The 20,759-nt window shown below is 72.8% G+C and carries 22 protein-coding genes; 5 read left to right on the top strand and 17 right to left on the bottom strand.

Annotated elements, in window-relative coordinates; all coding sequences use genetic code 11:
* Positions 1 to 8: 8 nt before the first annotated feature.
* On the top strand, positions 9 to 401 hold the full coding sequence (locus ACYVP9_RS03005; RefSeq protein WP_460603204.1) for a hypothetical protein: 393 nt from the start codon (positions 9 to 11) through the stop codon (positions 399 to 401).
* On the opposite strand, the gene ACYVP9_RS03000 is transcribed toward ACYVP9_RS03005, so the two are convergent.
* From ACYVP9_RS03000 to ACYVP9_RS02985, 4 genes are read right to left on the bottom strand one after another with little or no spacing between them, the layout of a single operon-like run.
* Positions 376 to 1,392: an agmatine deiminase family protein gene (locus ACYVP9_RS03000; protein WP_460603203.1), complete on the bottom strand. Its 1,017-nt coding sequence runs from the start codon at positions 1,390 to 1,392 to the stop codon at positions 376 to 378. The two genes, ACYVP9_RS03005 and ACYVP9_RS03000, sit on opposite strands and share 26 nt — an antisense overlap.
* Positions 1,389 to 2,363: a nitrilase-related carbon-nitrogen hydrolase gene (locus ACYVP9_RS02995; RefSeq protein WP_460604278.1), complete on the bottom strand. Its 975-nt coding sequence runs from the start codon at positions 2,361 to 2,363 to the stop codon at positions 1,389 to 1,391. The genes ACYVP9_RS03000 and ACYVP9_RS02995 overlap by 4 nt, the downstream gene beginning before the upstream one ends.
* Before the next feature lie 35 nt (positions 2,364 to 2,398).
* Positions 2,399 to 3,073, bottom strand: a complete 675-nt coding sequence (locus ACYVP9_RS02990; RefSeq protein WP_460603202.1) for an NADPH-dependent F420 reductase — start codon at positions 3,071 to 3,073, stop codon at positions 2,399 to 2,401.
* Between the two features lie 38 nt (positions 3,074 to 3,111).
* Positions 3,112 to 3,810 (bottom strand): peptidoglycan recognition protein family protein, encoded by a 699-nt coding sequence (locus ACYVP9_RS02985; RefSeq protein ID WP_460603201.1) that lies wholly within the window; start codon positions 3,808 to 3,810, stop codon positions 3,112 to 3,114.
* 60 nt (positions 3,811 to 3,870) lie between these two features.
* Here ACYVP9_RS02985 and ACYVP9_RS02980 point away from each other — a divergent pair, with 60 nt between their 5' ends.
* The gene (locus tag ACYVP9_RS02980) at positions 3,871 to 4,254 is read left to right on the top strand and encodes a GNAT family N-acetyltransferase (protein WP_460603200.1); all 384 of its coding nucleotides are present in this window, start codon (positions 3,871 to 3,873) and stop codon (positions 4,252 to 4,254) included.
* Positions 4,251 to 5,006, top strand: a complete 756-nt coding sequence (locus ACYVP9_RS02975) for an endonuclease/exonuclease/phosphatase family protein (protein ID WP_460603199.1) — start codon at positions 4,251 to 4,253, stop codon at positions 5,004 to 5,006. Before ACYVP9_RS02980 ends, ACYVP9_RS02975 begins: the two co-directional genes overlap by 4 nt.
* Here ACYVP9_RS02975 and ACYVP9_RS02970 read toward each other — a convergent pair.
* The 5 genes from ACYVP9_RS02970 to ACYVP9_RS02950 form a co-directional block, all read right to left on the bottom strand.
* Positions 4,999 to 5,532 (bottom strand): hypothetical protein, encoded by a 534-nt coding sequence (locus ACYVP9_RS02970; protein WP_460603198.1) that lies wholly within the window; start codon positions 5,530 to 5,532, stop codon positions 4,999 to 5,001. The genes ACYVP9_RS02975 and ACYVP9_RS02970 overlap by 8 nt on opposite strands.
* 76 nt (positions 5,533 to 5,608) lie before the next feature.
* The gene (locus tag ACYVP9_RS02965) at positions 5,609 to 6,298 is read right to left on the bottom strand and encodes a fructosamine kinase family protein (RefSeq protein WP_460603197.1); all 690 of its coding nucleotides are present in this window, start codon (positions 6,296 to 6,298) and stop codon (positions 5,609 to 5,611) included.
* Positions 6,295 to 7,386 carry a DNA topoisomerase IB gene (locus ACYVP9_RS02960; protein ID WP_460603196.1) on the bottom strand — a complete coding sequence of 364 codons (1,092 nt, stop codon included), beginning with the start codon at positions 7,384 to 7,386 and terminating at the stop codon, positions 6,295 to 6,297. Before ACYVP9_RS02960 ends, ACYVP9_RS02965 begins: the two co-directional genes overlap by 4 nt.
* A 42-nt stretch (positions 7,387 to 7,428) precedes the next feature.
* Positions 7,429 to 9,420: a purple acid phosphatase family protein gene (locus ACYVP9_RS02955; RefSeq protein WP_460603195.1), complete on the bottom strand. Its 1,992-nt coding sequence runs from the start codon at positions 9,418 to 9,420 to the stop codon at positions 7,429 to 7,431.
* A 99-nt stretch (positions 9,421 to 9,519) separates the two neighbouring features.
* Positions 9,520 to 10,827 (bottom strand): PP2C family protein-serine/threonine phosphatase, encoded by a 1,308-nt coding sequence (locus tag ACYVP9_RS02950; RefSeq protein WP_460603194.1) that lies wholly within the window; start codon positions 10,825 to 10,827, stop codon positions 9,520 to 9,522.
* Between the two features lie 74 nt (positions 10,828 to 10,901).
* Between ACYVP9_RS02950 and zwf the strand changes: the two genes are divergently transcribed.
* Complete coding sequence (zwf, locus tag ACYVP9_RS02945) at positions 10,902 to 12,290, top strand: glucose-6-phosphate dehydrogenase (RefSeq protein ID WP_460603193.1); 1,389 nt, start codon at positions 10,902 to 10,904, stop codon at positions 12,288 to 12,290.
* Positions 12,291 to 12,293: 3 nt separating this feature from the next.
* On the opposite strand, the gene ACYVP9_RS02940 is transcribed toward zwf, so the two are convergent.
* Genes ACYVP9_RS02940 through ACYVP9_RS02925 form a run of 4 tightly spaced genes read right to left on the bottom strand, consistent with a single transcriptional unit; the run spans position 12,294 to position 15,965 of the window.
* Positions 12,294 to 12,935, bottom strand: coding sequence for a class I SAM-dependent methyltransferase (locus ACYVP9_RS02940; protein WP_460603192.1), 642 nt, complete (start codon positions 12,933 to 12,935; stop codon positions 12,294 to 12,296).
* The gene (locus ACYVP9_RS02935; protein ID WP_460603191.1) at positions 12,932 to 14,035 is read right to left on the bottom strand and encodes a prenyltransferase; all 1,104 of its coding nucleotides are present in this window, start codon (positions 14,033 to 14,035) and stop codon (positions 12,932 to 12,934) included. Before ACYVP9_RS02935 ends, ACYVP9_RS02940 begins: the two co-directional genes overlap by 4 nt.
* Entirely contained in the window at positions 14,032 to 14,739 is a 708-nt protein-coding gene (locus ACYVP9_RS02930; RefSeq protein ID WP_460603190.1) for a class I SAM-dependent methyltransferase, read from the bottom strand. The genes ACYVP9_RS02935 and ACYVP9_RS02930 overlap by 4 nt, the downstream gene beginning before the upstream one ends.
* Positions 14,733 to 15,965 carry a glycosyltransferase family 4 protein gene (locus ACYVP9_RS02925; protein WP_460604277.1) on the bottom strand — a complete coding sequence of 411 codons (1,233 nt, stop codon included), beginning with the start codon at positions 15,963 to 15,965 and terminating at the stop codon, positions 14,733 to 14,735. Before ACYVP9_RS02925 ends, ACYVP9_RS02930 begins: the two co-directional genes overlap by 7 nt.
* A gap of 132 nt (positions 15,966 to 16,097) precedes the next feature.
* On the opposite strand from ACYVP9_RS02925, the gene ACYVP9_RS02920 reads away from it, so the two are divergent.
* A complete protein-coding gene (locus ACYVP9_RS02920) occupies positions 16,098 to 17,090 on the top strand; it encodes an SGNH/GDSL hydrolase family protein (RefSeq protein ID WP_460603189.1) in 993 nt (330 codons plus the stop codon).
* Positions 17,091 to 17,092: 2 nt separating this feature from the next.
* On the opposite strand, the gene paaK is transcribed toward ACYVP9_RS02920, so the two are convergent.
* From paaK to paaC, 4 genes are read right to left on the bottom strand one after another with little or no spacing between them, the layout of a single operon-like run.
* Entirely contained in the window at positions 17,093 to 18,394 is a 1,302-nt protein-coding gene (gene paaK, locus ACYVP9_RS02915) for a phenylacetate--CoA ligase (RefSeq protein WP_460603188.1), read from the bottom strand.
* Positions 18,378 to 19,424, bottom strand: a complete 1,047-nt coding sequence (gene paaE, locus ACYVP9_RS02910; RefSeq protein WP_460603187.1) for a 1,2-phenylacetyl-CoA epoxidase subunit PaaE — start codon at positions 19,422 to 19,424, stop codon at positions 18,378 to 18,380. Before paaE ends, paaK begins: the two co-directional genes overlap by 17 nt.
* Positions 19,421 to 19,909, bottom strand: a complete 489-nt coding sequence (gene paaD, locus ACYVP9_RS02905; protein ID WP_460603186.1) for a 1,2-phenylacetyl-CoA epoxidase subunit PaaD — start codon at positions 19,907 to 19,909, stop codon at positions 19,421 to 19,423. The genes paaE and paaD overlap by 4 nt, the downstream gene beginning before the upstream one ends.
* Complete coding sequence (gene paaC, locus ACYVP9_RS02900) at positions 19,903 to 20,754, bottom strand: 1,2-phenylacetyl-CoA epoxidase subunit PaaC (RefSeq protein ID WP_460603185.1); 852 nt, start codon at positions 20,752 to 20,754, stop codon at positions 19,903 to 19,905. Before paaC ends, paaD begins: the two co-directional genes overlap by 7 nt.
* Positions 20,755 to 20,759: the final 5 nt, after the last annotated feature.

Genomic DNA, 20,759 nt, shown 5'->3' with positions numbered 1-20,759 from the left:
GACCCGTGATGCCGCACCTGTCGATGGACGACGTCGCCGCCCTCGCGCTCGCGTTCCCCGGCGTCGTCGAGACCGAGAGCTACGGCCACCGGGCCTGGGCGGTCCCGACCGGCCGGCCGAAACCCGCGCGGTTCGCATGGGACCGTCCGTTCAGCAAGGCCGACGTCCGGCGCTTCGGTGACGACCCGGTGCCGCAGGGCGAGATCCTCGCGGTCGCCCTGGCCGACCTGAACGAGACCGAGGCCGCACTCGCCGCCCATCCCGGCACGGTGTTCACCATCCCGCACCTCGCCGGCTACCCCGCGGTCCTGGTCCACCTCGAGCGGGCGACCCGCGAGGTCGTCGCCGAGCTGCTCGAGGACGCCTACCTCGCGCTCAGACCGCCGGCTGCTGCTGGGTGATGCAGTGAACGCCGCCGCCGCGTTCGAACAGCGGACGGGCGTCGACGGTGACGAGGTCACGGCCCGGGTAGGCGTCGCGCAGGATCGCCGTCGCGTCGGCGTCGTGGGGGTCGTCGAAACCGCAGGCGATGACGGCGCCGTTGACCAGCACGTGGTTGACGTAGCTGAAGTCGACGAAGCCGCCCTCGTCCCGCAGCACCTGCGGGGCGGGCAGGTCGACGATCTCGAGGTGCTCGCCGCGCGCGTCGATCGCGTCGCGCAGCACGGCGCGGATCTCGGCCGTGACGGCGTGGTCGGGATGTCCCTCGTCCCGCTGGTCGTGCAGCAGCACGCGACCGGGCGACGGGAAGGTGGCGACGATGTCGACGTGGCCGCGGGTGCCGTAGGTGTCGGAGTCGCGGGTGAGTCCGCGGGGCAGCCAGATCACCCGGGTGACGCCGAGGGTGCGCGCCAGTTCGGCGTCGACGTCCGCCTTCGACAGCGACGGATTGCGTCCGGGATCGAGCTGCACCGTCTCGGTGACGAGCACGGTGCCGAGGCCGTCGACGTGGAGGCCGCCGCCCTCGTTCACGAGGTCGGAGTCGACGCGCTCGGCGCCCGACCAGTCGGCGACCGCGGGGCCGAGGGTGGCGTCGTGGTCCCACGACGCCCACTCCTGCTGTCCCCAGCCGTTGAAGACCCAGGTGACGGCACCCAGGCGGTCACCGTCGCGCACGAAGGTGGGTCCCGAGTCGCGGATCCACGCGTCGTCGATCTCGCGCTCACGGATCTCGATCGACGCCGACAGGTACTCGCGGGCGAGCGCGGCGTCGGCGGGACGCGCGACGACGGTGACCGGCTCGTAGTCGGACGCGGCGTTGGCGACCGCCGCCCACGTGGTGCGCGCGACCTCGGCATCGGCGGCCGTGTCGCCGAGCGTGTAGCCCTGCGACGGCCACGCGAGCCACAACCGGCTCTGCGGGTCGCCCTCGTGCGGCATCGTCCAGGTCACGCGCCGCCCCCGTAGGGGTGGTCGGGATCGACCGGGCTGACGAGGGGCGCGTACGTGTCGGGACGCCGGGTGCGCAGGAACGGGAACAGGTCGAGCCAGTCCCGCCGTTGGGCGAGGTCGAGATCGGCGACCAGCACGCACGGCTCGTCCCGGGGTGCCTGCACGAGCACGCGGCCGTAGGGGTCCGACACGAACGACGAGCCGTAGAACGTGTTGCCGGGCGTGCCGTCGGGTTTCGTCTCGGTGCCGGTGCGGTTCGGCACCACCATGAACAGGCCGTTGGCGATGCCGTTGCCGACGATCACCTGCTGCCACAGCGGCTGGGTGTCGAAGTCGGGGTGGTCGGGCTCGGACCCGATCGCCGTCGGGTACACGACGACGTCCGCACCGCCGAGCGAGTAGGCCCGCGCGACCTCGGGGAACCACTCGTCCCAGCACGTGGGCATGCCGAGGCGAAGGCCCGCCACCTCGTGCACGCGGTACGGGTCGTCCGGGCCCGCGGGCCCGGCGCGGAAGTACTTGTCCTCGTAGTAGCCCGCCGTCACGGGGATGTGCAGCTTGTTGGTGAGGGCGACGACCTCGCCCGACGGCGCGACCACGACCGCGGTGTTCAGCCCGAGGCCGTCGTCACCGTCCGCCCGCCGGTAGAGCGAGGTGTGCACGAACACGTCGGACGCTTTCGCGCACCGCCGCGCAAAAGCAACCGTCGGACCGGTCCCGAGGTCCTCGGCCGTCTCGCTCGCCACGCCCGTGGGCAGCGTGTCGGCCGGGTAGCGCGACAGCGTCACCTCGGGCAGGAAGACGATGCGGGCCCCGCGCCGTGCGGCGGCGTCGACCGCGGCCGCGAGCCAGTCGGTCAGACCGTCCCGCGACCAGGCGTGCTGAACGACGCCGACGCGCACCGGCGGGTCGGACGGTTCGTGCACCCGGGCGAGGGACGGGGGCGGCGGCGGGGCTTCGATGACCCGGATGTCAGCCATGCCCCCATCCTCGCAGCCACGCAGGATCAGCGGGTGCCGCGGGCCAGCAGCTGCTCGAGCTCGGCCCCGTCGCGGCGCACCGGGGGCTGGGTGAAGTCCCCGTGCTCGGAGTACGCCAGCGTGTAGGCGGGCTGATCGCGTTCGAAGCGCCAGCTGTCATCCAGGGTGCCCGTGTCGTGGACGTCGTAGCCCAGGCTGTCGATGAAGCGGGTCGCCTCCTGCTTGGCCTCGGCCTCGTCGCCCGCGATCAGCAGGACCGCGCGATCGGGGTCACCGGCCGGCCGCGCCATCGAGCCGAGGTACTGGAAGTAGATGTTGTTGAACGCCTTGACCACGTGTGACGTCGGCAGGTGACGTTGCAGCATGCCGCTGGTCGTCACGCGCTTCTCGTCCAGTTCGGCGATGCGGCCGTCCCGCTCGAAGTAGTAGTTGTTCGTGTCGATGACCGTCTTGCCGGCCAGCGGCTCGACGGGCACCTGGTCGTACGCCTTCAGGGGCACGCTCACCACCACGAGATCGCCCGCCGCGGCCGCCTCCGCCGCCGTGGCGGCGCGGGCCCGCGGACCGAGCTCGGTCACGAGGTCGGCGAGGGTCTCGGGACCCCGCGAGTTCGACACGACCACGTCGTGGCCGGCAGCCACGGCCAGCCGTGCGACGGTGCCGCCGATGTTTCCGCTTCCGATGAATCCGATCGTTGCCATGTGAGCGGTAAGTCGGCGACGGTGCCCGACATTCCCGGTTACAGGCGCGCGTTCACCTGCGCGCGCACGGTGTCCATGTCGAAGAACGACGGATCGATCTTGCCGGTCACGCTCGTCTCCCGGTGGGCGCGCACGTAGCTGCCGTCGTTGCCGTAGTGGCGCACGATCGCCGTGGCGGCGGCGACGGCGGCCTCGCGCTGCGCGCTGCTCGGGTGCTGCCCGGTGTCGACGCCGGTGGCGTTGTAGTCGATCTCGATGCCCACGAAGAGGGTGTTGCCGTCACCGGCCGGCATCGGCCCGCTGGCCCGCGCCTCGCCCGCGTGGTTGGCCCGTCCGCCCGCGATGAGGCGGCACGCGCCGTTCCGGTCGATCAGGATGTGGCACAGCGGGCCGGCGAGGTCCGACCGTCCGTCGATCACGGTGTTCAGCGTCGGAGCCGGGTTCGACGACGAGGCGTCGACGCCGCCCGCGGTGTGGTGCAGCAGCACGCCGTAGGGCGTGAAGTCACCCGTCGGCCGGCTGCGATCGAGCCAGTCACCCTGCTCGATCACCGTGCAGCCCTCGGCGCGCAGCACGTCGGGCAGCCAGGTGAGGCGCACCTGCACCGCCTCGGCGGGCGGCGCGGCGGCGAGCGAGCCGAGCGCCGTCACACCGAGGGCGGCGGCCGCGGCGCCGGCGAGAAAGGCGCGCCGGCTCGGAGGTGCGGCGAGATCGATCGCGTCGTCATCCGAGCACATGACATCCCTTTCGTACAGGTATGTACCTCTTGTCCGAGTGCATCGGACCAGCCCGGGTGCGTGTTGTCAACGTCCCGGACGGCGTGCAGGATCGCGCGCGCGCCGTCCCCGACCGTGGTCGCGGTGGACGGGCCGACGGTGCTCGGCTTCGCCGCCTTCGGCGCGAACCGTGACGACGACGCCGACCCTGGGACGGGCGAACTGCACGCCATCTACGTCGACCCGGCCGCCTGGAGCACGGGCGTCGGCCGGGCGCTCATGGCCGCCGCCGTCGGCGGACTGCGCGCCCACGGCGACCGTGCCGCGATCCTGTGGGTGCTCGTCGGCAACGAGCGCGCCGAACGCTTCTACTCGCGCGCCGGGTGGCAGCCGGACGGCGCGGCCAAGCAGGACACGCTCGCGGGGACGGCCGTCACGGAGCGCCGCTACCGTCGGACCCTGTGACACCAGTTGCGGTCCGCGTCGCGTCGTTCAACGTCCGCACGTCGACCGGCATGGACGGGCGCAACCACTGGTTGCTGCGGCGGCGAGCCTTCGTCGCCTCGCTGCGCGCACTGGACGCCGACGTCGTCGGGCTGCAGGAGGTGCGCCCCGGGCAGCTGCGCGACCTGCGGCACGACTTCGCGTCCGACACGCTCGTCGGCGACGGACGCGACGCGGACGGCGGGGGCGAGCACGCCGCAGTCCTCGTGCGTGCGGGCGAGTGGCGGGTCGAGTCGCACGAGACACGGTGGCTCTCCCCCACCCCGGACGTGCCCGGCTCGACCGGGTGGGGCGCGGTGCACCCGCGTGTCGCGACCCTGGTGCGGTTGCGGCGCGGCGACGCGCGCCTCGGCGTCGTGAACACCCACCTGGACCACTCGCGGCCCGAGGCGCGCGAGCACGGCGCCGAGCTGATCGTCCGCTGGACCCGCGATGAGCCCGACCGGCCGTGGGTGGTGGTGGGCGACCTCAACGCGCCCGCGCAGGACCCGCCCGTCCGCATCCTGCTCGACGCCGGGTTCACCGACGCGCTGGCGACCGTCTCCGGCGGCACCGAGCACGGGTTCACCGGGGCCCGCGACCGGGTGCGCATCGACCACGTGCTCGCCGGTCCGGGTGTCGAGGTCACGGGCGGCCGCATCGACCACTCCCGTCCGCACGGGCGGTTGCCCAGCGACCACTGGCCCGTCGTGGCGGACCTGCTCGTCAGCTGACGAGGGCGCCCGCCCGGGTGGCGAGGCCGATCGCGACCGCGTCCTCGACCACGGCGACCGGCCAGTCGCGACCCAACCGGGGCGCGGCCGCGCCCCGCGCACGCGCGCCGAGCCAGGCGGCGGCACCGGCCGCCGCGGTCGCGACCACGACGCAGACGGCGTCGCGCACCCGTCCGTCGGTGACCGGACCCGGGGCGACGGGCTCCCCGGGCGGCCCGGATGGCTCGACGTACGGTCGCCGGCGCGCCGCGACCAGGCCCGACACCGCCCCGAACGCGAGCCGGCCGGCGAGGCCGGGAACCTGCAACCGGCTCGGTGCCTGCGGCAGCTTGTCGCCGACGTACTCGCCCAGTGCGGCGAGGCCGAGCACGGCCTTCGTCGCGGGGTGGGCCAGCACGCGGTCGGGCAGCTCGGCGGGGTCGGGCGGTGTCGCCGCGGCGAGCGCGGCGATGCCGGTGAACGTGCGGCAGCCGCCGGCGGCACCGGCCAGGGCAGCGGCGACGACGGCGTCGCGAGTGGTGGCCATGCGCGTCTGCCTACCCGCGCCGTCCCCACCGCAACCTCGAGGCACCGGGCGGGATCGACGGCGCGCCGGCCGTCGCTCAGCGGGTGTACCGCCGGGAGACGTCACGCGCCCGTGCGGCATAACCGCCACCGAAGAGCACCGCGTGCACGAGCAGCGGGAACAGCTGCCACAGGCCGATGCGCTCGCGCCACTCCGGGTCCAGGGGCGCGACCTCGTCGTAGGCGGAGACGGTGCGTTGCGGAAGGCGTCCGAAGAGCTCGAGCATGGCGAGGTCCAGCTCGCGGTGACCGCCGTAGGCGGCCGGGTCGATGAGCCACGGACGCCCGTCCCGGTCGGCGAGCACGTTGCCGCTCCAGAGGTCGCCGTGCAACCGGGCGACGGGCTCGACCGGCGCCTCGACGCGGACGGCCGCCACCTCCCGCTCGAGACCGACCCGCCTGGCCAAAGGCAGGCAGCGGTGCTCGAGGTAGTAGGTGTTCCAGTCGTCGCCCTCGGGCGACTCCAACTCGCAGCGCCCGACGAGGAACCGTCCCGGCGCGGGCAGCGACCCGAAGTGCGGCGCACCCGCCGAGTGCACCGTGGCGAGCATCCGTCCGAGCTCCTCCTCCCCCGCGGCGTCGAGGGACCCGGACTCGATGCGCTGCAACTCCAGCCGCTGCGGCGACGACGAGACGATGGCGGGCACGCGCGCACCGGCGTCGGCCAGCCAGCGCAGGCCGGCCGCCTCGAGCGGGGACGGGTCGTTCTTGACCCAGACCGCGCTCACGTGAACAGCTCGCCCGCCCGCGCCTCGAGGCAGCGGCTGAGGTACGAGGTCAGCAGGCGCTCGTCCGCATCGAGGTAGTTGCCGCCCCGGTCACGCTTGCCGCGCAGGAAACGGGCGAGCTCGCCGGACGTGTAGCCGGCCACGACCTCGGGATGCACGTAGTGCGCCCGGCACACCGATCGAGTGTTGCCCAGTTTGAGCGAGGCCGCGTCAATGGCCGCCAGCACGTGGGTGTCGGCGTCCTTCTGTGTCTGCTCGCCCTTCGGCAGGTGCGCCCGCAGGTGCCGGAAGGCGGTCACGGTGCCGTTCCACGTCCGGAAGTCCTTCGCCGTCAGGTGCGTGCCCGACAGTTCCGCCAACCGCTCGTTGACCTCGTCCGACCCGATCGGCTCACCGTCGACGGCGAACAACCGGCGGCCCCGTCGTTCGGCGAGGGCCTCGACGACCCGGGCCACGCCACCGTCGTCGACCGTGACCTCGGCCTGCTTGCCCGACTTGGCCCGGAACCGGAAGTCGACCTTCGTGCCGCGCACCTTGACGTGCTTCTTCGTCAGGGTGGTGAGGCCGTAGCTGTCGTTCTCCTCGGCGTACGCCTCGTTGCCGACGCGGAACCCCGCCACGTCGATGATGCGCAGCATCGCGCCGGCGACCCGGTCGCGGTCGAGCGTGCGGCGCCGCAGCTGCTTGTCGACGTCCGCCCGGATCAACGGCAACGCGGCCGCGAACCCGATGAGCCGGTAGAAGTTCAGCTGGTCACGGATCGAACGCCAGCGCTCGTGGTAGATGTACTGGCGCCGGCCGCGCTCGTCGTCACCGACGGCCAGCAGGTGGCCGTCCGGCAGCGTGCAGATCCAGACGTCCTGCCACGCGGGAGGGATCGCGAGCTTCTTGATGCGCTCGCGCACCTCGACGTCGACGACGGTGACGCCCTTGTCGTCCTGGTAGGTGAAGCCCTTGCCGCGGCGCTTGCGCGTCATCCCCGGTTCGTCGGTGCTGACGTACGTGAGGTTCGCGATGCGCGCGCACTCCTGCGGATCCTCGTACAGCGTCTCGATGAGGTCCGCTGCTTTCGTCGACCGTGCCGCCACGCCGTGGATTTACCCACGGCGCAGCGACATGCGACACGTTCGTCAGTGACGGTGCGGTGTGCGCCTGATCGCACCGTCACCGGCGATGCGCTTCAGGGTGATGCGGTCGATCTCGCTGAACTGCTCGTTCGTACCCGGCAGGGCGTCGGCGAGGGTGCGGATCGTGAACGTCGTGGTGCGGCCCGGCGCGGCCGGCTTCACGTCCACGGCGATGAAGGCGTACGCGTCGTAGCGCACCTGCGACCAGTCGACCGCCTCGGGCACCTTCGTGCCCGCCCGGTATCCCGCCGCGTTCACGGCGCTGCCGTCGAACGACCAGACGTAGCTGTTCAGGACGTTCTCGGTGTTGTTCTCGGACGTGTTCGCGCCGCCGGCCGGGCGGTAGCCGCGGTAGCGCTGGCCCTCGGCGAGGGCGGTGGGGCCGGACGGCGTGGTGCCGGGCGCCGCCGGCGCGGCATCGCTCGGCGCGGGCCGGAACGGGTACCGCGGACGTCCGCCGGAGCCGGCGCAGATGTAGGTGACACCGTCGACCGCGGGACGGATCGTCGAGCCGTCCGGCGCGTCACGGGTCTTCCTCCCGTTCCGGATCGGGTCGGTGCGCTCGAAGAGGTGGTTGTGGCCCTGCACGACCAGGTCGACCTGGTACGTCGAGAACAGCGGGTCCAGCGCGGCGCGCACGCCACCGTCCGACGCGTGGTTGTTTGTCGTCGAGTACGCGCAGTGGTGGAAGAACGCGACGACGAAGTCGATGCCCGGCGCGACGTGCGGGTTCGTCCGCCACTCCTTCAGGGTGTCCTCGAGCCACTTCAGCTGGGCGCCGTCGGAGTAGCCGGTGTTCGTCTGGATCTCGGCGGACAGGTCGTTGGCGTCGACCGAGATGACGGCCACGTTCGCGTACACGAAGCTGTAGACGGACGGGCAGGAACGAGGCCCGTTCTTCGGCAGGTCGAGCCGCTTCGCGTGGCCGCCGTAGCCGTGCGACGGGCTGCCGCCGAGCTGCTCGGTGTCGCCGTAGAGCGGCTCCATGTCGTGGTTGCCGGTGGCGAACATCCACGGCGTGAACGCCGCTTGGCTCTCGATCTGGTCGAGGAAGACGTCCCATACGTAGGGGTTGTAGGCGTTCTTGCCCGGCGGGGTGGGCTGCGTGTCGTCGGCCGGCAGGCCCGAGCCGGAGGGGTCGGCGTAGCAGATGTCGCCGGCCAGCAGCGTGAACACCGGCCGCTGCGAAGCCATCTGGAACGTCATCGAGCGTGCCGGCGTGAGGTCGGTCCCGTTCGCGCCGGCGATCGGGTCGGTGGCCGCGTAGTAGTTGTTGTCGAAGACGCCCTTCGGCCACGTGCCGCCGTTGGCGGTCACCGTCGCGGGGTCGTTGCCCCATGCGTACTTCGGGTCGGTGGGCGCGTTGTTGGTGCCGACGTCGGCGAAGGCGGTGAACGTGAACTCGTCCGCGACGCGGTGGTGGCGCCCGACCGTCCGCGCCGGGGCGGTGGTGAAGTACGCGTCGCCGGTCCGCGTCCCGTCCGACAGCCGGATCCGGTAGTGGTACACGCTGTCGGGACGCAGCCCCTCGATGCGGGCCTTCACGTAGAACTGGCTGCCCACCGGGCCGTTCGGAATGGCGTACCGGCCGACCAGGTGCGTGATGTCGGCGTCGAGGCGGTGGCCGTAGCGGCCGGGTTCGGTGCCGACGTCGACGAAGGCCCGCAGGCCGCGCGGCAGTGAGCCGGTCCTCGACACGACCTGCGCGGTGACCGCCATGGCGTTCTCCGGACGGCCGTGCCGGTCGTTCACGAACGCGAGGTGGCGGCCCGACACGACGACGCCGCTGGTGCCCGGCGTGCCGCCGGCGGCGGCGAACGAGGCGTTCGCGATGCCGAACTGCGCGAGGGCGATACCGCCGGCGCCGGCGGCGATCCCGGCCAGGACGCTGCGCCGGGTCACCCCCTGGCGGGCGAGCTGGGCCGTGTTCCACTCGCTGTACTCGTCGACGGTCAGCGGGCGGTGCGAGACGGTGCGGGGAGGCTCGAGTGGCATGTCACCAGTTCCGCAACCGGGCGTGGCCATCGAGCCCCCCGGAGGTGACGACGGGGCGAACAACTCCGAAAGTGTGAATTACCTAGGAACCGCGGACGGTCACGTCGGCGCGACGGCGGACGACCGCGGCAGCGGGTCGAGCTCGACGAGCAGCACGGCCACGTCGTCCTCGGGCCGTGGCCCCACGAGCTCGTCGATGACCTGCTCGATGCGTTCGGACGCCGGCAGGTGGCGGAGCCGCGTCAGCGACTCCTGCACGATGCGGGTGCGTTCGACGATGTCGCCGCCGCGGGCCTCGACCAGGCCGTCGGTGTAGAAGCAGAGGGTGGCGCCCGGGGTCAGGACCACCTCGTGGTCGTCGCGGACGACGTCGGGCGCGACGCCCAGCAGCAGCGCCGGGGGCCACGGGTTGAGCAGCCGGACGTCGCCTGCGGCGTCGACGAGAATGGGCGGCGGGTGCCCGGCGTTCGTCCAGGTGACCAGCCGCTCGCCGGCGAGTGCGGACGCGGCGGGCTCGCTGATGTTGGCGAGCACCACGCTGGCGTAGGTGTCCAGGCGCAGGTCGCGCATCGCCCGGTCGAGCTGGGACATGATCGTCGACGGCGGCGCGTCGGACGCCCAGGAGAACGCCCGGAGCATGCTGCGCAACTGGCCCATGAGGGCGGCGGCGCCGATGTCGTGACCGACGACGTCGCCGATCATGACGGTGGTCGACCCGTCGCCCATGCGGACGGCGTCGTACCAGTCGCCGCCGACCTTGTCGCCCTCGGCGGCGGCGCGGTAGCGGGCGGTGAGGCGCAGCGGGTCGACGTCGGGCAGCTTCGTGAGCATCGCCTGCTGCAGCGCCTCGGCGATGGAGCGGTCGCGCTCGCTGGCCAGCCGCAGCCGCTCGTTGAGGACCTCGAGCTCGTCGGCGCGCCGGCGCAGGTCGGCCTGGGCGGCGGCGACGCGCAGCTGCAGCCGCTCGTTGACGGCCGCGGTCTCCTCGCGCTCCTCGCGCTGCTGCACCAGCTCGGTGATGTCCTCGGTGTAGTGCAGGACGAACTCGGTGCGCCCGTCGGCGTCGAGGACGGGTACCTCGGTGACGTTCCAGTACCTCACCTCGAACCCGCGCGGGCCCAGGATGTCGTAGCGGTAGGCGGCGAGCACCTGGGTCTCGCCGTGCTCGATCGCGCGTCTCATGATCAGTTGCAGCGCGGCCGACTGGTCGAAACCCTCCCGCGCGGGGTTGTTCACGAAGACGTCGAACACGCGGCGGCCGCGGATCTGCTCGACGCGCATGCCCACCGCGTCGAGGTAGGCCTGGTTGGCGTCGACCATGGTCAGCTCGGCGTCGAAGACGAGCAGGGCGACGGGAGCGGCCGCGAAGAACGCGGCGTAGTGCCGGTCGGTCAGTGCCGGGGCCACAGGGCGCTCCAGAGCCGCAGGGAAACTGCTGTCAGCCTACGGCCCGCCCCCGATTCGGCGTAGCGTCCGCGGTCGTGAGCGAGCGAGCCGATGCGGTGGTGCTGTTCGGCGTCACCGGTGACCTGGTGTTCAAGAAGCTGTTCCCGGCGCTGCACGAACTGGCGGCGACCGACCGGCTGCCGGCGACCGTCATCGGCGTCGCGCGGTCGGCGTGGGACGACGAGCAGCTGCACGACTACGCCCGCAAGGCGGTCGACGCCTCCGCGGTGACCGCGGAGCCGTCCGCGCTCGAACGGCTCACCTCCCGGCTGTCGATGGTGACCGGCGACTACGGCGACCCCGAGACGTACCGGACGCTGGCGCGCCGGCTCGAGCGCGCGCAGCGCCCGGTGTTCTACCTGGCCATCCCGCCGTCGGTCTTCGGCGACGTGGTGCGCGGCCTGTCCGAGGTGGGATTGGCCGGGCACGGCCGGGTCATCGTCGAGAAGCCGTTCGGACGCGACCGCGAGTCGGCGCGCGAGCTGAACGCCGTGCTCGACGGGGCGTTCGCGCAGCAGGACATCTTCCGCATCGACCACTACCTCGGCAAGGAGGCGGTCGAGGGCCTGCTGGTGTTCCGGTTCGCGAACGCGCTGCTCGAGCCGCTGTGGAACCGGCACTACGTGGCCGGCGTGCAGATCACGCTGGCCGAGGAGTTCGGGACGCAGGGCCGCGCGGGGTTCTACGACGGTGTCGGCGCGATCCGCGACGTGCTGCAGAACCACCTGCTGCAGGTGGTGGCCCTGCTCGCGATGGAACCGCCGATCGCCGACGACGCCGACGCCTACCGCGACGAGGAGGTGCGGGTGCTGCGGCAGATCGAGCCGCTCGACCCGGCCCGGACGGTGCGCGGACAGTACGTCGGCTACCTCGACGAGGGCGGCGTCGACCCCGACTCGACCACCGAGACGTTCGTGTCGACGACCCTGACGATCGACTCGTGGCGCTGGGCGGGGGTGCCGTTCCACCTGCGCGCGGGCAAGTGCATGCCGGGCACCGCCACCGAGGCGGTCGTCGAGCTGCGCCGTCCGCCGCGGTTGCTGTTCACCGGTGCCGACCAGCTGCTGCCCGAACCCAACCTGCTGCACTTCCGGCTGGGCCACGACGACGGCGTGACGATGTCGCTGCAGGCGAAGTCGCCGGGCTCGGCGGCCACCAGCCAGCCCGTCGACCTCTCGGTCGACTTCGCCACCGCGCTCGGCCACCGGCAGGAGGCGTACGAGCGCCTGCTCGACGACGCCCTCGACGGCCGGCGGCACCGGTTCGCGCGCGAGGACACCATCGACGAGGAGTGGCGCATCGTGTCGCCGGTGATCAACGCGACCGAACGCCCGGTGCCCTACTACCGCGGCACCTGGGGTCCGGCGCAGGCCGAGATCGCCACCGGCGGATGGCACGAGGTCTCGCTGAAGACGACCCGCTGACGTTCAGACGACGGGCGCGTCCGTGCGCCGCAGCACCCGCAACGACCCTTTTACGCGGATCTGCTCGAACGCGCCGGTTCCCGTCGCGCGCTGCACGACGTGCCATGGCGGCTGACCACCGTCGGCGGGGTCGGGAAACACGTCGTGCACGGCCAGCAGTCCGCCGGGCACGACGTGCGGGGCGAACGCCCCGTAGTCGTGCTGCGCCACCGCCTCGGTGTGGTTGCCGTCGAGGAACAGCCACTGCAACGGCGTCGTCCACCAGGCGGCCGCCTGCTGGGTCGTCGTGACGAGCACGGTCACGACGTCCTCGACCCCCGCATCCGCGAGGGTGTGCCGCAGCGAGGGCAGGGTGTCGAGGCGCCCGGTGTGGGGGTCGACGAGGCTCTCGTCGTGCCATTGCCAGCCGGGCTGGTTCTCCTCGGACCCGTGATGGTGGTCGAGGGTCACGAGCTGCGCCCCGACGCGACGGGCCGCGACCGCGAGGTGGACGGTCGACTTGCCGCAGTAGGTGCCGATCTCGAGCCAGACGCCGGGGTTCGCCGAGGCAGCGGCGTCGCGCAGGGCGTCCGCCTCGTCGGACGGCAGGAACCCCTTGGCGCGGTCGGCGACACCGAGTGCGGCGAGGTCGTCGGAGGAGGTCATGGGCAGTGCGGACCGCACCCCGGGTCGGCGAGCGCCGCCAGCCCGTCCCCCCGGAACACCCCGGACCCACCCGTGGTGACCGTGAGCGCGTCGACCGCGAGCAGCAGTGCGCCGGCGGTCCAGGTGGTCTGCTGGCGTGGCCAGACGACCTCCTCGGGGAACACCCAGCCCGTCCAGTAACCGCCGGAGCCGTCGCGCAGGAACTGCACATCGCGCAGCAGCGCGAGGCCGCGCCGGCGGTCACCCATGGCGTCGAGCGTCAGCACGAGTTCGCAGGTCTCGGCCGCGGTGACCCAGGGGCGGTCGGCGACGCAGCGGCACCCCCGTCCGGCGACCACGAACTCGTCCCAGCGGCGGGCGATCGCGTCGTGGGCCGCGTGGCCGCGGACGGCGCCGCCGAGCACGGGGTAGTACCAGTCCATCGAGAACCGGCTCCGGTCGGCGAACGCGTCCGGGTGCGCCGCGACGGCGTGCGCGAGCCGGGTCAGCGCGGGCGTCCAGGACGGTTGCGGGTCGCCGACCAGGTCGGCGAGCGCGACGCCGCAGCGCAACGACAGCACGAGGCAGGCGCTGCCGGTGAGCAGCGCCTCGCGGGTCGGCTCCCCGGCCGCGTCGCGGGCCCACGCGACGGTGCCGTCGGCCCGTTGCGCGGCGAGCGCGTAGCGGACGGCGGCGCGCACGGCCGGCCACAGCTCGCGGGCGAAGCCGATGTCGCCGGTGACGAGCCAGTGGTGCCACACGCCGACGGCGAGGTAGGCAGCCTGGTTGGTGTCGCCCGCGGCCTCGCGGACGACGCGGTCGGCGCCCTCCCCCACGACCTCCATCGGCCAGCTGCCGTCCGGACGCTGGCTCGCGGCGCTGAAGCGGTAGGCCGCGGCAGCCGCGTCGAGCCGACCGGCGACGGTGAGTCCCATCGCCGCCTCGACGTGGTCCCACGGGTCGGCGTGGTAGCCGGCGAACCACGGCAGCAGCCCGTCCGGGTGCTGCTCGCCTTCGATGGCGGCGGCCGTGCGAACGAGGTCGTCGGCCGACGCCACGCCGTCGATGGCGGGCAGCCGCGGCGGGGCCGATGCGCCGACGCCGGCGGGGACGGCGGTCACGGCTTGGTCAGGTACAGCACGAGGCTCTTGCCGACCACCGGGTCGAGCGCGCGCTCGGCGGTGCGGGTGAGCCACGGCCGGCGCATCAGGTCCCACACGAGCATGCGGTGGTACGTGCGCGGCAGCACGTGGTCGCGGTCGACGCCGACCGCGCACTTGAGCCACCAGTACGGCGAGTGCAGGGCGTGCGCGTGGTGACGGGAGGTGAGGCGCAGCCCGGCGCGCTCGAGCTTCGTCACGAGTTCGCTGCCGCGGTAGATGCGCACGTGGCCGCCCTCGACCTCGTGGTAGGCGTCCGACAGCGACCAGCAGATCTTCTCGGGCCAGCGCCGCGGCACGCTCACCGCCACGGTGCCGCCGGGCCGCACGACGCGGGCGATCTCGGCGATGGCCGTCTCGTCGTCGGGCAGGTGCTCGAGGATCTCCGCGGCGACGACGCGGTCGAAGTGTCCGTCGTCGAAGGGCAGCGCGAGCGCGTCGGCGTCGAGGGTGACGGGGCCGTCGGGACGCTTGATCTCCCCCGCCTCGGCCATGGCCTCGACCATCTCGTCGATGCCGCGCAGGTCGTCGGTGTTGCGGTCGAGGGCGACGACGTCGGCCCCGAGCCGCAGCGCCTGGTAGGTGTGGCGGCCGGCGCCGCACCCGACGTCGAGCAGGCGGTCGCCCTCGACGAGGCCGAGCCGGTCGAAGTCGACGGTCAGCACGGGGTACCTCCTGGGGTGGTGAGCACGTCGCGGTAGGCGGCGACGGTGCCGCGGGCGGTGGCCGCCCACGTGAAACGGGTGACGGCGCGCTCGCGTCCGGCCGCCCCCATGGACGCCCGCCGCTCCGGCGCGGCCAGCAGGTCCGTCAGGGCCCGCGCGAGCGCCACGTGGTCACCGGGCGGCACCAGCACGCCGCTGCGGCCGTCGCGCCCGACGACCTCGGGCAGCGCACCGGTGTCGGACGCGACGAGCGGGGTGCCCGAGGCCATGGCCTCGACGGCCGGCAGCGAGAAACCCTCGTACAGCGAGGGCACGCACGCCACCTCGGCCGACGCGAGCAGGTCGGCGACGCCGTCGTCGGTGAGGCCCGACACGAAGCGGACGCGGTGCGCGATGCCGAGGTCGGCGACCAACTTCTCCGTCCGCCCGCCGGGCTCGGGACGGGACACGACCGTAAGGGTCGCGCCGTCGATGACGGCCAGCGCGCGCAGCAGCACCGACAACCCCTTGAGGGGGACGTCGGCACTGCACATGGCCACGATGCGTCCGGGCTCGCGGGCGCCGCGCGGCCGGAACCGGTCGACGTCGACGCCCACGGGCACGACCCGGAACTGCTGCGGACGCGCGCCGAAGTCGCGCATGGCGTCGTCGGCACTGTTCTGCGACGGCGTCAGAAGCGTGCCGATGCGCTGCGCGACCCGCGCCTGCATGCCGACGAAGCCGTACCAGCGCCGCAGCGAGGCCTTGCGCTTCCAGCTCGTCGCCGCGGCGAGATCGACGTCCCGGTCGACGGATATCGGGTGGTGCAACGTCGCCAGCAGCGGCAGTCCCGCGGCAGGCAGGCGCAGCAGTGCGGCGCCGAGCGTCTGGTTGTCGTGGACGAGGTCGAACTCGGCGGCGCGCGCTCGCAGCAGCGGCACGACGCGGCGGCTGAAGGTGCGCGGCTCGGGGAACCCCGCGGTGCACATGATCAGGTACTCGAGCACGTCCGTGCGGGTGCGGAACTCGCGCAGTGCCGGGCGGCGGAACGGGTCGTCGTCGCGGTACAGATCGAGCCCGGGCACGCGCGTCAGGCGCACGCCGGGGTCGAGATCGGGGTACGGGGCGGCCGAGAAGATCTCGACCCGGTGCCCGAGGGCGACCAGTTCGCGGCTGAGGTTGCGCACGTACACGCCCTGGCCGCCGCAGTGCGGCTTGCTGCGGTACGAGGTGAGCGCGATCCGCAGCGGGCGGTCGTCCACGCGGCCTCCTGTTCTGCGCCACCGGTCGGGCGGCGGGCGCGTCCCGGCACGATATACCGGCTGGTAGCTCCGGTCGGCGGCCACCTGTCACGATCGGCTGGTCCGTACGCTGGCCCGATGCGCCGCCGACACGTGATCGCCCTGCTCGCCTGCGTCGCGACCGCGGTGGCCGGCTGCACCTCCGACGGCGGCAGCGGCCCGTCCGGGTCGGCGACGCCGCCGACGACGGCGCCGACCTCGGGTGGCGCCTCGGGTGGCGCGTCGGGTGGCGGCTCGTCGAGCGGCTCGTCCGCCGCGGGCGCGCAGTACTACCTGTCGGTCGGCGACTCGTACGCCGCGGGCTACCAGCCGGCGTCCGGCGGCGGGGTGGGGACGACGAGCACGGCCGGCTTCGCCTACCAGGTGGTGGCGAAACTGAAGGGGCGGCTGGACCTGACGCTCGAGAACCTCGGGTGCTCGGGCGCGACCACGACCGAGGTCCTGACGCGCAAGGGCTGCGCGCTGGGCACCCGCGGTCTGGGTCCGGGCGCGACGCCCTACCCGGACCGCACGCAGGCCCAGGCCGCCGTCGACTTCCTGAAGGCGCACGCGGGCAAGGTCCGCCTGATCACGGTCTCGCTGGGCGGCAACGACATCCGCACCTGTGTCGCGGCGGGCTCGGTGTCGGCGGTGACGTCGTGCGTGTCGCAGAAGCTCACGACCATCGTCACCAACCTCACCAAGCTGGTCGGGCAGTTGCGGGCGGCGGCGGGGCCGTCCACCACGATCGTCGGGGTCGGCTACCCGGACGTCTTCCTCGGCGAGGCGCTGTCGAAGTCCCCGCAGAGCCGCCAGCTCGCCGAGCTGTCGGTGATCGCGTTCCGGTCGTTGATCAATCCCCAGCTCAAGCTGGCGTACGCCTCGGCGAAGGGCGAGTACGCCGACGTCGCGGCGGCCACCGGAGCGTTCCTGCCCACCACCGGGACCACGACGCTGCCGGGCTACGGGCGGGTCCCCACGCGCGTGGCCAAGGTGTGCGAGCTGACCTGGTACTGCCAGTACAAGGACATCCACCCGAAGCCGAACGGCTACAAGATCATCGCGAACACGGTCGTCCCGTTCGTGCTCTGACCTCAGCGCGGCCGCTCGTCGACGATGCGCCGCATCTTGCCCATCGATCGCTCGATGGTGTCGGGGTTTTGCACCAGCACCGCCGTGCTGACCCCGATGGTGTTCTTGATGAGCCGCCCCAGCTCCCGTCCGGCGGCGGCACCGTCGTCGGCGCTCGCGCCCGGACGCCGTTCGACGTGCACCGCCAGCTCGTCCATCCGTCCGGGGCGCGACAGATGCAGCTGGAAGTGGGGTGACAGCGCGGGCGTGCGCAGGATCAGTTCCTCGACCTGCGTCGGGAACAGGTTCACCCCGCGCAGGATGATCATGTCGTCGGTGCGCCCGGTGATCTTCTGCATCCGGCGCATGGTGCGGGCGGTGCCCGGCAACAGCCTGGTGAGATCGCGGGTGCGATAGCGCACGACCGGCATCGCCTGCTTGGTCAGCGAGGTGAACACGAGCTCGCCCTCTTCGCCGTCGGGCAGCACCTCGCCGGTGACCGGGTCGATGATCTCCGGGTAGAAGTGGTCCTCCCAGACGTGCAGGCCGTCCTTCGTCTCGACGCACTCCTGCGCCACGCCCGGACCCATGACCTCCGACAGACCGTAGATGTCGGTGGCGTCGATGCCCACCCGCTGCTCCATCTCGCGGCGCATGTCGTTCGTCCACGGTTCGGCACCGAAGATGCCGTAGCGCAGCGAGCACTCGCGCGGGTCGATGCCCTGGCGCTCCATCTCGTCGACGACGGCGAGCATGTACGACGGCGTCACCATGATCACGTCCGGACGGAAGTCACGGATGAGCGTCACCTGCCGCTCGGTCATGCCACCCGAGACGGGCACGACGGTGCAGCCGAGCTTCTCGGCGCCGTAGTGGGCGCCGAGACCTCCGGTGAACAGGCCGTAGCCGTAGGCGTTGTGCAGCACGTGTCCCGGACGGCCGCCGGCCGCGCGGATCGAGCGCGCCATCACCGTCGCCCACGTGTCGATGTCGCCGGAGGTGTAGCCGACGACGGTCGGACGGCCGGTGGTGCCCGAGCTCGCGTGCACCCGCGCGACCTGCTCGCGCGGCACCGCGAACATGGCGAACGGATAGTTGTCGCGCAGGTCGGCCTTGGCGGTGAACGGGAACTTCGCCAGGTCGGCGAGGTCCTTGCAGTCGTCGGGGTGCACGCCCGCGGCGTCGAACGCCTGCCGGTAGTGCGGCACGTTGTCGTACGCGTGGCGCAGTGACCACTGCAGCCGTTCGAGCTGCAGGGCGCGCAGCTCGTCGACCGACGCGGTCTCGATGGGCTCCAGGCCCGGCGTCTCAGGCGTCGTAGTCAACGGTGACCTCGTCGGTGGTGGGGACGGACTGGCAGGTGAGCACGTAGCCGCGCTCGACCTCGTCGTCCTCGAGGGCGTAGTTGCGCCGCATGCTCACCTCGCCGTGCGTGACGAGCGCGCGGCAGGTTCCGCAGACGCCGCCCTTGCACGCGAACGGCAGGTCGGGACGCGACTTCTGCGCACCGTCGAGCACCGTGCTGCCGGCGGGCAGCGTGACGGTGGACGACCGGCCGTCGAGCACGACGGTGACGGTGGCGCCGTCACCGGCGGGCGCGTCGGCGTGCGTGGCCTCGACGGGCGGGTCGTCGCCCACCCAGAACAGCTCGCGGTGGATGCGGCCGCGCTCGACGCCGAGCTCGGCCAGCAGTTCGAGCGCGTCGGTGACCATGCCGAACGGGCCGCACAGCCACCAGTGGTCGACGGCCGGGACGTCGACGGTCACGGGCAGCAGCGCGGCGAGGCGCTCGCGGTCGAGGCGGCCGCTGAACAACTCGACCTCCTGCGCCTCGCGCGACAGCACGTGCACGATGCGCATGCGCGCGGGGTGGGCGTCCTTGAGGTCGGCGACCTCGTCGGCGAACATCACGGTGTCGCTGCGCCGGTTGCCGTACAGCAGCGTGACCTCGGACTTCTCGTCCGCGGCCAGCACGGACGCCGCGATCGACAGCATGGGCGTGATGCCCGACCCGGCGGCGATCAGCACGTGGTGCCCGGGGGTGCCGAGATCGGGTGTGAAACTGCCGGACGGCACCTGCACCTCGACGGTGTCGCCAGGGGTGACGTCGTGCACGAGCCAGCCGGACACCTTGCCGCCGGCGACCTCCCGTACGCCGATGCGCGGCGCGGCGCCGGCGGGGGCGCAGATCGAGTACGAGCGCCGCTCGTCGCCGCGCTTCACGGTCAACGACTGACCGGCGCTGAAGTCGAACGCCTGCCGCAGTTGCTCCGGGACGTCGAACGTGATCGCCGCCGAGTCGTCGGTCAACCGGTCGACACGGCGGACGGTCAGCGGGTGGAAGTCCGTCCTCATATCGGCTTCACCGCCTCGAAGGGCTCGTCGCACGCGCCGCAGCGGTACAGCGACTTGCACGCGGTGGCGCCGAACTCGGCGGTGCGGCGGGTGTCGGCCGAACCGCACGCGGGGCAGGCCGGCGCCGGAGGCGGCCCGAAGCTGATCGGGATCGGCCCGGCCTTCCGCGCCGCCGCGGGCGGCGCGATGCCGGCCTCGGCGAGCTTGCGGCGGCCGTCGTCGGTGATCCAGTCGCTGCTCCACGCGGGCGCCAGCGCCGTGCGCACCTCGACGGACGCGTAGCCGCCGCGTTCGAGCCGGTGGCGCACGTCGGCGGAGATCTCGCGCATGGCCGGGCACCCGCTGTAGGTCGGGGTGATCGTGGCGACGACCCGTCCGTCGTGCTCGGTGACGTCGCGCAGGATGCCGAGGTCGCCGATGGTGACCATCGGCAGTTCGGGGTCCGGGGTCGCGGCTGCGACCTCGTACGCGGTGGCGGTCACCACTGCGCGTCCGGGTACTGGCGGGCGACGGCCTGCAGTTCGGCGAGGACATAACCCAGCGCCTCGGTGTGCACGCCGTCGCGGCCGTAACGTCCGCCCACACCGGCGAGCGGCGAGACGGTCGGACGATCCAACCCACCCGTGGCGAGGACGGTGTCGAGCACGGCGTCGACGGTGTCGCGCTTCACCAGGCCGAGCGCGTGCCCCTCGGCGCGGAACAGCTCCTCGACGTAGGGCCAGACGGCCACCAGCGCGGTCTGCATGCGTTCGTGCGAGAACGGTGTGCCGTCGCCGAGGCGCACGACCCACTGCGCGGCGTAGTCGCGGTGGTACGTGAGCTCCTTGACGCTCTTTGCCGCGATGGCGGCGAGCACCGGGTCGGGGCACGAGGCGAGGTCCTCGAACAGCGCGAGCCGCCACGTCGAGAACACCAGCAGGCGCGCGGCCAGGTCGGCGAAGTTCTCGTCCTCGCGCTCGACGAGCCGCACGTTGCGGAACTCGGCCTCGCCGCGGAAGAACGCGAGCTCGTCCTCGCCGCGGCCCAGGATGCCGCCGGCCCGCGAGAGCAGCATGCGCGCCTGGCCGAGCAGGTCGAGCGCGATGTTCGCGAGCGCGGTCTCCTCCTCCAGCTCGGGCATGCGCGTCATCCACTGCTGCAACCGGTGGCTGTAGACCAGCGCGTCGTCGCCGAGGCCGAGGCAGTAGTGCGCGAGGGCCTGGGCGTCGAGGTCGGCGGGCACGGTCGTGTCGATGCCCTCGAGCGGGTCCTCGAAGCCGGTGCCGAACGCCCAGCGGTGGTCGCCGTCGTCGTCCCCGAGCAGGTCGTACGGGTTCTCGTCGTGGCTCATGTCGT

This window comes from Jatrophihabitans fulvus, from assembly GCF_054781375.1.
The sequence above is the reverse complement of the archived record's forward strand: the minus strand, read 5'-3'. Positions and strand labels throughout refer to the sequence as shown.

Bases quoted from the DNA above. Each gene is read 5' to 3' on its own strand.
- ACYVP9_RS03005 (WP_460603204.1), top strand. From the start codon at position 9: ATGCCGCACCTGTCGATGGACGACGTCGCCGCCCTCGCGCTCGCGTTC.
- ACYVP9_RS02990 (WP_460603202.1), bottom strand. From the start codon at position 3,073: ATGGCAACGATCGGATTCATCGGAAGCGGAAACATCGGCGGCACCGTC.
- ACYVP9_RS02985 (WP_460603201.1), bottom strand. From the start codon at position 3,810: ATGTGCTCGGATGACGACGCGATCGATCTCGCCGCACCTCCGAGCCGG.
- ACYVP9_RS02970 (WP_460603198.1), bottom strand. From the start codon at position 5,532: ATGGCCACCACTCGCGACGCCGTCGTCGCCGCTGCCCTGGCCGGTGCC.
- ACYVP9_RS02955 (WP_460603195.1), bottom strand. From the start codon at position 9,420: ATGCCACTCGAGCCTCCCCGCACCGTCTCGCACCGCCCGCTGACCGTC.
- ACYVP9_RS02940 (WP_460603192.1), bottom strand. From the start codon at position 12,935: ATGACCTCCTCCGACGACCTCGCCGCACTCGGTGTCGCCGACCGCGCC.
- ACYVP9_RS02920 (WP_460603189.1), top strand. From the start codon at position 16,098: ATGCGCCGCCGACACGTGATCGCCCTGCTCGCCTGCGTCGCGACCGCG.
- paaE (WP_460603187.1), bottom strand. From the start codon at position 19,424: ATGAGGACGGACTTCCACCCGCTGACCGTCCGCCGTGTCGACCGGTTG.
- paaC (WP_460603185.1), bottom strand. From the start codon at position 20,754: ATGAGCCACGACGAGAACCCGTACGACCTGCTCGGGGACGACGACGGC.